This is a genomic window from Brevibacillus sp. AG162 (assembly GCF_006715575.1).
GTDB classification, from domain to species: Bacteria; Bacillota; Bacilli; order Brevibacillales; family Brevibacillaceae; genus Brevibacillus; species Brevibacillus brevis.
In genome coordinates this window covers 146610-156537 of record NZ_VFNO01000001.1, presented here as the reverse complement: position 1 = coordinate 156537, position 9928 = coordinate 146610, and the positions used below count along the sequence as shown (strand labels likewise).

At 48.1% G+C, this 9928-nt stretch carries 1 protein-coding gene (running past one end of the window); it reads right to left on the bottom strand.

Annotated elements, in window-relative coordinates:
• Positions 1–9928, bottom strand: the end of a protein-coding gene (locus FB479_RS00710) for a non-ribosomal peptide synthetase (RefSeq protein WP_142061542.1). It continues 11594 nt past the right edge of the window; the window shows 9928 of its 21522 coding nt (coding positions 11595–21522); the start codon falls outside the window, past its right edge; it ends in the stop codon at positions 1–3.

The window sequence follows — 9928 nt, the reverse complement described above, 5'->3', positions numbered from 1 at the left end:
TTATCCCTCCACTATTTGTCGCTTCCAAATACTGGTCGTACGATTTGGTTTCTGGCTCAGAAATGTCATTGTTTTTGTTGAACGACCTGCCTCTTCACGGTAGACGTCAAATCGGTTTAACGTCGGAGGTGCAATCGAATGTCGTTTGTTCGGACGTGAGACTGCCTCCTCCCAGGATTGTAAAACGACGTTGGCGTTGGTTCCCCCATCTGCAAAACAATTAATCGCTGCTATTCTGGGCAAATCGTTCCATTCAGAAAGCTGTCGCTGAAAATAAAAAGGCGTTGACTCCATATGGAAATGGGTCATCGGCTCTTGCCCAGACAGGAACGGAACCAATTGTTGGTGTTTTTGCATCAGCACGACTTTTATCAAACTGGCAATCCCTTCTGCACATAATGGATGACCAATATTGGGTTTGATCGATCCCAATCCGCAAGCGGCCGTATGAGATGAGCGATAGACAGACTGAATGGCTTTTAGCTCAAGCAAATCTGTAACCTCTGAACCCGAGCCATTCGCTTCGATATAGCTGATTTGTTCCGGCTTCACGCCAGCTTTAGCCAGTGCTGACTGCATAACCTCTTTTTGGGCTTGCAAATTCGGAGTGGCAGGACCTGCCGTTCGTCCGTCATTGTTGACCGCTACTCCCTTGATGACGGCATGTATTTCATCACCATCAGCCAGTGCTTGCGCCACGGTCTTCAATAGAACCATTCCTACGCCTTCTCCCAATACGAGTCCGCCCGCACGCTTGTCAAAAATATGGAAGGCTGGCTCTTCGCTTAAAATTCCTCTTTGATGGAACATCCGATGCGCTTCATCACCACTTAACACATTAACCCCGCCTACGATAGCAGCCTCAATCTCTCCACTGCGAAGGGAATGAATCGCCATATTCATCCCGACCAGCGCCGAAGAGCATGCGGTATCGATGACCATACTAGGACCTCTAAGATCGAAGTACTGGGAAATATTTGTGGCCAAATAGTTTTGTCCCACGGTCATAATCGGGTTTTGTGTTTGATGAAGACGATCTTCGCTTGGGCGGTGATTACTTCTTGCCCCGATGTAGACGCCTACCGCTTTTCCCTTGATTTCCTTCGGTGTGTATCCTGCCTGATGCCATAGATGAAGACTTTCCTCCAATACCAATAAGGCTTGCGGGTCCATGGCCTTGGCATCTTCTTTTGCTATCAGGAAGTAAGAAGGATCAAAAGCAGTAATGTTGTCCAGAAGTCCTGCATGATAGGAATTTTCATAACCCCAGCGTTCCTTGGGTACAGCACCAATGGCTGAACGGCCCTCCGCTAACAACTTCCAATATTCTTCGACGTTACGCGCACCCGGAAAACGGCAAGAGAGCCCCACTACTGCAATGTCAGATGGATTTACCTCCCGATATTGGGTAGCCTGATTGCTCACCAACTGGCTTTTTACAGTTTCACGACTGATAGGCTGACTCTTCGGATGGTCGTTCATTTTAGGAAAAGTCAGCACGAGATCGTCAGCGATGGAATCGCCGTGATTGCTGGTCAGCCATTCTGCAAGTGTTTCGATGGTGGGATATTCATATAAAATCGTCGGGTCCAAGTCCTTGCCCAGCCATTTACTGATCTCATTCATGACTTGAGCCAGTAGCACCGAATCGATCCCATAGTCTGGAAACTCTTTGTCTATCTCCAATCTGGCAGGATCTATTTTCAACTCCTTCGCAAACAGCTCAATCAATCTTGTTTGCGCTGTCTTCACAAGATCCACCAAGTTTTGCGTCGGCTTGTCTGCTGTTGGACGATGAGACGACAGGTTCGCAGCAGAAACTTCTTGCTTTTTGTGTCGCATCAGCTGATGGGGTTCCCACAGCTCTTCGTTAATGGCTGCCGGGAAAACAACCGGACCAATCTTTTTCAAAAGAATGTGATCCAGTAATCGCAGTCCTTGCTCGTCAGTGATGTGTACGAGTCCTGTTTGTTGATAGGCTTTGGTCGTGACTGCACCGATTCCCGTTTCCTTCCAGCTCGGCCATTGAATGCTAATGATCGGGCAAGAATCAGCATGTGCTTCTGCAAAATAATCCATATAGGCATTGGCTAACGCATAATCACTCTGACCCGCAGCCAAGGATGGAATGATTGCCGAAACAGATGAAAAGAGAACGAAAAATTGTAAAGGCTCGTCCTTGCAGATTTGGTATAGCGTATGCAGCCCAGCCACTTTCGGTTGTACGACCTGCTGAATGCCATCCGTCGATTTCCGAATAAACGCAGGATTTTGATCATCGCTAAAACCAGCGCAATGAATCACCCCGCCAATCGGACCCATCGTCTGTTTCAATTCGTCCAAATGCCGTTGCCAAGCCTCTTCATCGGTTAAGGATACAGCTAAGACTCGAACCTGTACGCCTTGCGCTTCCAAAGCTTGTATCGCCTGAATTTTCTTTGCTACGGGAGTACCTTGCTGCTGATAGGCTTCCCATTGCTCGCGCGGCGGCAGACTTTCTCGCCCTGTGAGCACCAGTTTTTTGACACCATAGCGCTCTACAAAATGCTTGGCACATAAATACCCAAGCCCTCGTGTACCGCCAGTGATCAATAGAACATCGTTCTCAGGGAAAACAAGCGCTGGCTCCTGACTGTCTGTTACCAGCTCTTCCTGAAGATAAGCACTATAACGCCCACCTGATCGATAGCAAACCTCTGTTTCCTGATCATCAATGAGAAACTCTGCTGCAATCTGTTGCGCAAGTTGTTCTTCATCAGCCAATGGATCTAGATCCACATGGCGTGATTGCAGATGCTTATATTCACTTTGCAGCATACGGTACAAACCAACACGTGAGGCGCCCGCCAAATTGACAGAGTCATTCTCGAAAGACTCCAAGCCTCTTGTCACACCCAATAGCTTCAAGCCTTCCTTATGACCATTCTCAATAAGTTGTTGCAGCCATGGAATCCAAGCCAGCAAATCGGTCTGCTGATATCCACAACCGACCAAATCTACGATGCCATCATAGTTTTTCCACTCCGTCTCATCCTGATGGAATCGTGATTCGAGCTCGTTCAGCTCTAGGATTTCACTCTGAGCGAAATGGTTGGACAGTTGAATCGCCAATTGCTTCGTTTCATCCGTTGTGAAAATACCAATCGTTCGATGAGCTACCTTGGTTGGCATCGCTGGGCAAGCCTTCCATTGCTTTTTCACGATGCGCATGTCTGGCTGAGCAGGGATCTCCTCATAGGTGGATAGGGATGTTGCACCTGTAAATGACGTATAACCACCTGGCACCCAATACACTTCTCTGCTAAATGGATAGGTTGGAAGACTAATCCGTCGGGGCTTCCTCTCCCCATACAAGCTGTTCCAATCAATGTTCAGCCCTTTCACCCAAACGTCCAGCAATTTGCCGTATTTTCCTTTGTTCATCCAGGAATCAATCATTTGCGGCATATCATCATCTGCTGCAAAGATGGCCAAGGTCTCTTTATGACGTTTTACCTGTCCGTGATATAGGTCCTCAATGTCCTTCTGTCTTCCTATGAATTGCTTCAATTTCTCTTCAAGTTCAGTCATCGAGCCCGCGATCACAGCCAAACGTTCTTCCATCGCTTCTCGTCCCACTTGAAGGGTATACGCCATTTCAGCTAAATCCGCATCGGACAATCCCTGTTCTTCAATGGCTCTGAGCAGTCGTTGTACCCGTTCATGAAGCTGTTCTTCATTCTTAGCCGATAAGAGGATCAATGCAGGATTTTTCGGACTTGCCATTACCGTAGGCTGCTCTTGCCTTTTGGGAATATATTCTTCAATCACTACATGGGCATTCGATCCACCCGCTCCAAAACTGCTCACACCTGCACGTCGTGGAACTTCCCGTCCGTCAATGACAGGGCGTTTCCACTCCGCCAGCTCTTGCTGAACAACAAACGGCGTCACGCTGAAATCTATATTCGGATTGAGCACTTCAGCATGCAGGGATGGTGCTAATTGTCCATGCTTGAGCTGCAATAAGACCTTTGTCACCCCAGCAATGCCCGCTGCACTCTCACAATGCCCGATATTCGACTTCGCCGATCCAATGGCACAAAACTGTTTGTCATTTGTATACGCTTGGAAAGCCTTCGTTAAGCCCGTCATTTCAATGGGATCGCCTAAAGAGGTCCCCGTACCGTGTGCTTCCAGATAGCTGATCGTCCGCGGATCGATTCCGGCTTTTTGGAAAGCACGTCCAATAACCCGAGCTTGGGCATTCGGGCTAGGTACATTGTATCCATTCGTTTTTCCTCCATGGTTAACGGCGGTTCCTTTTATCACACCATAAATTTGATCTCCATCGGCAATCGCTTTCGCCAGAGGCTTGAGCAGGACTGCCCCAACCCCCTCGCCAGGTACATACCCGTCACCGCCGATGCCAAAGCTCTCGCAACGTCCCTTGCTGGATGCGAATTTGCCTTGTCCAAGCATCAAGTATTTATTAGGGTGAATCGATACATTAACACCACCTGCAATCGCAGCCTCACATTCCCCTTGCTGTAGACTTTGGCAAGCCAAATGAATGGTTGTCAGGGAAGAAGAACACATGGTATCTACCGCCATGCTAGGTCCATGGAAGTTGCAGAAATAAGAAACCCGATTCGCAATGGAGGCTGGACTTCCTGCCAGCGCCATCGGTCTGCCAAGCATCGTTTCTTGGGCTCCGTAGAGCTGGTATTCTTCGTACATGACTCCGACATAAACCCCGACATTACCGCCCAGGCCCATGCCAGGTGTCGAGCCGAGAGATTCACGAGTATACCCGGCATCCTCTAACGTTTCATAGACGCATTCCAAGAACAAGCGCTCTTGCGGGTCCATGATTTCAGCCTCTCTTGGTGTGATATTGAAAAATAACGGGTCAAATTGATCAACACCGTCCAGGAATCCTCCCCACTTGCTGTAGGTTTTTCCTTGCTTTTTCTTATCTGCATCAAAAAACAGGCTGTGATCCCAACGCTCTTCGGGAATTTCTGTGACACAATCCTTGCCATCACGCAGGTTACGCCAGAACTCATTCATATTTCTAGCTTTCGGATAACGACCGGAAACCCCAATAATCGCAATGTCTAAGGCGTCGTTTGCTGGTTTGGTTTCTCTCGTCGTTTCTATCAATGCGTTGCCTCTGCTCCTGCGGTTGTTGATGATCGGTTTTGGTGTTGCTGCAACCATCGTTTGTGCAACGCTCGCCTTTTTAACAGGGGATGCCGCTGGTGCTTCTTTCTCATCCAAACCAAAGATACTCATCATTTGATCCGGGTGCGATGCTAGGAAGTATTTTGCAATTTCTTCGATGGTTTGATATTCGAAAAATAATGTTTTCGACAACGAACCAAACGTTTTTTCTAATTCATTCGTTAATTGCATGACCATAATCGAGTCAATTCCGTACTTTTCCAACAAGGCGTCTGCTTCGATCCGGTCTATTGGCAGCTTGATGACGGAAGAGACAAGCTTTTTGAAATAATAAATCGCTTTTTCCTTTGGCAAATGATGACTTGATGGTTGTATGACGGTAGAAGCTTTGACGTCTTGTTCTGTTGTCTTCGGTCTACCCACCACGGCTGCGCGGAGGCGTTGTAAATCTCCTTCCATTACCATCACCTGATCTTTTCGAGAAGCTACGGCTTCGTAAAAAGCGCGAATACCCGTCGCGGTCTGCAAAGCGATCATTCCTACACTTTGTTTCACCATCTCCTCAACCGCTTCATCTACTTGCATCCCGCCCTCTTTCCAGAGCGGCCAGTTGATGGAGACTGTTTGACCCTGACGTTGCTTTGCCTGCACCCGTTCATTTCGATCTTTCGCATAGCCATCCATAAAGGCATTCGCGCAAGCATAGTCTGCCTGACCAACATTTCCTATACTTCCTGCTATCGAAGAAAAAAGGACGAAGAAATCGAGAGGCTGATCTTTACTTGCCTCATCCAAATTCGTGAGACCGGCAACTTTTGGCGCTACCACTTGGTTCCATTCTTCTGTCGTTTTCTTGAGGATGAAGTTATCTCGCACGATACCCGCGCTATGGATGATGCCGTGAAGACCTCCGAATTCCTGTTGAATACTTTGGAAGAGCTGGAGTACTTCCTGCTTGTCCGTCACATCAACTTGACGGTAGACAACCCTTGCCCCTGACTTTTGCAAATCATGAAGCATCGCTTGTTTATCTTCTGGCAAAGGAGAACGTCCTGTGAGAATTAAGGTTGCCTGTTTCGCTTGACTCACGATTTCCCTTGCGAAAATCAACCCTAAACCGCCTGCTCCACCCGTAATCAGATAGGTTCCTTGATCTTTCCACGGAATGGTCACCTCATCATGCAATGGCTTGGTTTCGCACCAGCCCAGTACATAACGTTTGCCCGCTTGATAGCGAATTCGGTCATCCATAGGATGGCAGGCATTCTCTTGCAGCTTGTTTACGATTTCAGCTGCTTGTTCACCTGGGTTTATTTCAATGAATTGGCCGATTAGATTTGGATTCTCCTGCTGAGCTGTTTTCAGCAAGCCAGAAAGTCCGCTTAGGTATGCCTGCTCCGCTTTGTCGGGAACGACGACCTGCAACAGCACCTTGCCATGTATCTTTTGTTGGACAATGCTTTGGATTTCCAAAAATAATTGGGAAGCATAGGTCTCGAACCTCTCCGCAATGCCATCCTGTTGGGATTGCAAAGGAATCAAGCGCACTTCGTTCATCTGTGCTGATATGCTTGCAAGCGACGATTCAAAGCCTTCCGCAATCATCACGATATGCTGTGCATAGGCAGGAGTCTCTGTCTCCTGAGTACCTGTTTGTTCCTTCCAGCATGGATGAACCATCAGTATTCCTTGTCTCTCTGTAGCTTCGAAGTCTACCGCTTTACCGTCCAGCTTACGAGACGAAAATCGCTTCATTCTGACACAAACATTTCCGTGCTCGTCACATAAGTCAATATCCAGCTTCTGCACATGATCAGATGCGTTGCTGCCATCACTGTAGCGAATATACGCCCACATCTGCGGCGTGCATGGATTGAAGATTTCCAGCTCATCCAGCGCAAAAGGCAAGATTGGCTTTAGTGAATCAAGATGATCGGAGAGACTCCAGTCATCTGCCCCCATAAATAAACCAATCGCAGCCTGCAAAGCAGAATCCATCATACTTGGATGCAGTACAAACTGTTCTTCTGTCCCCAAAACAGCGAAAGGTATGGACAGCTTTGCCAACACCTGCTCCGTACCCTTATGCACTTGCTCAATTCCTTGCAGCGCTGGACCATACTGGATTCCCATTGCTTTATAAATCTCATAGCATTGGCTGCCACTCAAAATACGATGGCTGCACGCGGCTTGCAACATAGCAAGATCAAGCGTTGGAGTCTCGGCAACCGTATGGAAAACGGCACTTCCCTGACTATGCACAATCTCTTCTGCTTCATTTCCTGTAGGCTCACTGTAGATTCGATAGCCAATCTCCCCACTGTCTTCCAGCTGAAGACCAATGTGAACATCGACTGGCTGATCATCGACAGCAATCGGCTTGGCCCACACAATATTTTTGAGCGTCATGCCATTCTGTCCCGCTTTCAAGGCTCCCGCTGACTGATCGATTGCCTCGCGTGCCATTTCGAGATAGGCAACACCCGGTAAGAGCTGCTGTCCATTCACAACATGATCTGCCAAGAAAAATTCCTGTCCACGGAAGGTAGAACTATACCGCTGTTCCAACAATTCAGACGTGTTTTTCTGGAGCAATGGGTGAAGGAAGAGCGTCCCTTCTGATGCGGCTGCCACTTCGCGTGCAAATTGCGTATCCATCTGAGGAATCCAATAACGTTCTCTTGCAAACGGATACGTAGGCAAGCTCATGCGACGAGGCTTCTTCTCACCGTAGAGCTTGTGCCAATCAACCACGCCTCCACTTACCCACAGATTAAGCAGCTTGGCGTATTTTCTTTTGCTTATCCAAGCATCGATTGCCTTTTGCAAATCTTCATCCGCTTCAAACACGGCGATTGTCTTTTTATTGCTCTTCACCTGTCCTCGGAATCCATCTGTGATGCTTTCCTGTCCATCTACAAATTGCGTCAGCTTTTCCTGAAGCTCTTCCATGGAGCTGGCCATCACAGCTAGGCGCTCTTCCATGGCTTCCCGCCCAATTTGAAGCGTGTAAGCAATATCTGCTAAGTCCAGGTCAGAAATGGACTGATCCCTAATCGCAGTTAACAAACGCTGTGCCTGTTCGTGGAGCTGGCTTTCGTTCTTCGCTGACAGGAGAATGATCGCTGGATTCGCGTGACTTACTTGGATAGCTGGACGTTTCCCATATTCTGGAATGTATTCTTCAATAACGACATGAGCATTCGAGCCACCCGCACCAAAGCTGCTCACACCGGAGCGTCTTGGCATTTCCTGACCGTCAATGACAGGACGTTTCCACTCCGCCAGCTCTTGCTGTACAACAAACGGAGTCGTGCTGAAATCAATGTTCGGGTTTAGCACCTCCGCATGCAGTGATGGTGCTAGTTGTCCGTGTTTGAGCTGCAACAGGATCTTCGTTATCCCGGCAATTCCCGCTGCACTCTCACAATGTCCGATATTGGACTTCGCTGATCCGATGGAGCAGAACTGCTTGTCTGATGTGTACGCTTGGAAGGCTTTTGCCAATCCCGCGATCTCTATGGGATCTCCTAAAGAAGTGCCTGTACCGTGCGCTTCCAAATAACTAATCGTCCGTGGATCAATTCCTGCCTCCTTCAAGGCACGCCCAATCACGCTCGCTTGTGCATTCGGGTTAGGTACGGTATAGCCATTTGTTTTGCCGCCATGGTTAATGGCGCTTCCTTTAATCACACCGTAAATTTGATCTCCATCGGCAATTGCTTTCGCCAGAGGTTTAAGCAGTACTGCTCCGACACCCTCGCCAGGCACATAGCCGTCACCGCCAAGCCCAAAGCTTTCGCATCGCCCTTTGCTGGAAGCAAATTTTCCCTGTCCGAGCATCAAATATTTATTCGGGTGAATGGAAACATTGACACCACCCGCAATCGCAACCTCGCATTCACCGCGCTGCAAGCTTTGGCAGGCAAAATGGATGCCTGTTAAAGAGGAGGAACACATGGTATCAACGGCTACGCTAGGACCATGGAAATTAAAGAAATAAGAAACCCGGTTCGCTACAGATGAGAAGCTTCCGCCAAGGGCCATTGGTCTGCCCATCAAGGTTTCTTGTGCGCCATACAGTTGATACTCTTCATACATGATGCCCACATAAACACCGATATTACCGCCCAGTCCGAAGCCTTGAGACGATCCGAGAGATTCACGGGTATAGCCTGCATCCTCTAAGGTTTCATACACACACTCCAGGAATAAACGTTCCTGCGGGTCCATGATTTCTGCTTCCAGAGGCGAAATGTTGAAAAACAGCGGATCGAATTGATCAACACCGTCTATGAATCCGCCCCATTTGCTGTAGGTTTTCCCCTGTTTGTTCTTATCCTCATCAAAATACAGACTGTGGTTCCAGCGCTCTTTGGGGATTTCCGTAATGCAATCCTTGCCATCACGCAGATTGTTCCAGAACTCTTGCGTATTCCGCGCTTTCGGATAACGTCCAGAAACCCCAATGATCGCAATGTCCAAAGCTCCCTTGACTGGTTGGGTTTCCTTCTGTGTCGAAATGAACCGCGAGCCTTTGCGACTTCTTCCGCGATGGCTGTTCCTTTGCCTTTTCGACGTGTCTTCTTCTTTTGTCACGGATGCTGTATCTTGGATAACAACTACTTCCTGCTGTTCCTTTAGCCCCAAGATTTCAATCAATTTTTCGCGATAGGAATCCAAGAAATATCCAATCAATTCTTGAATCGTTTGGTACTCAAAAAATAACGTTTTCGGCAGCGAGCCAAAGCTTTTCTCTAAT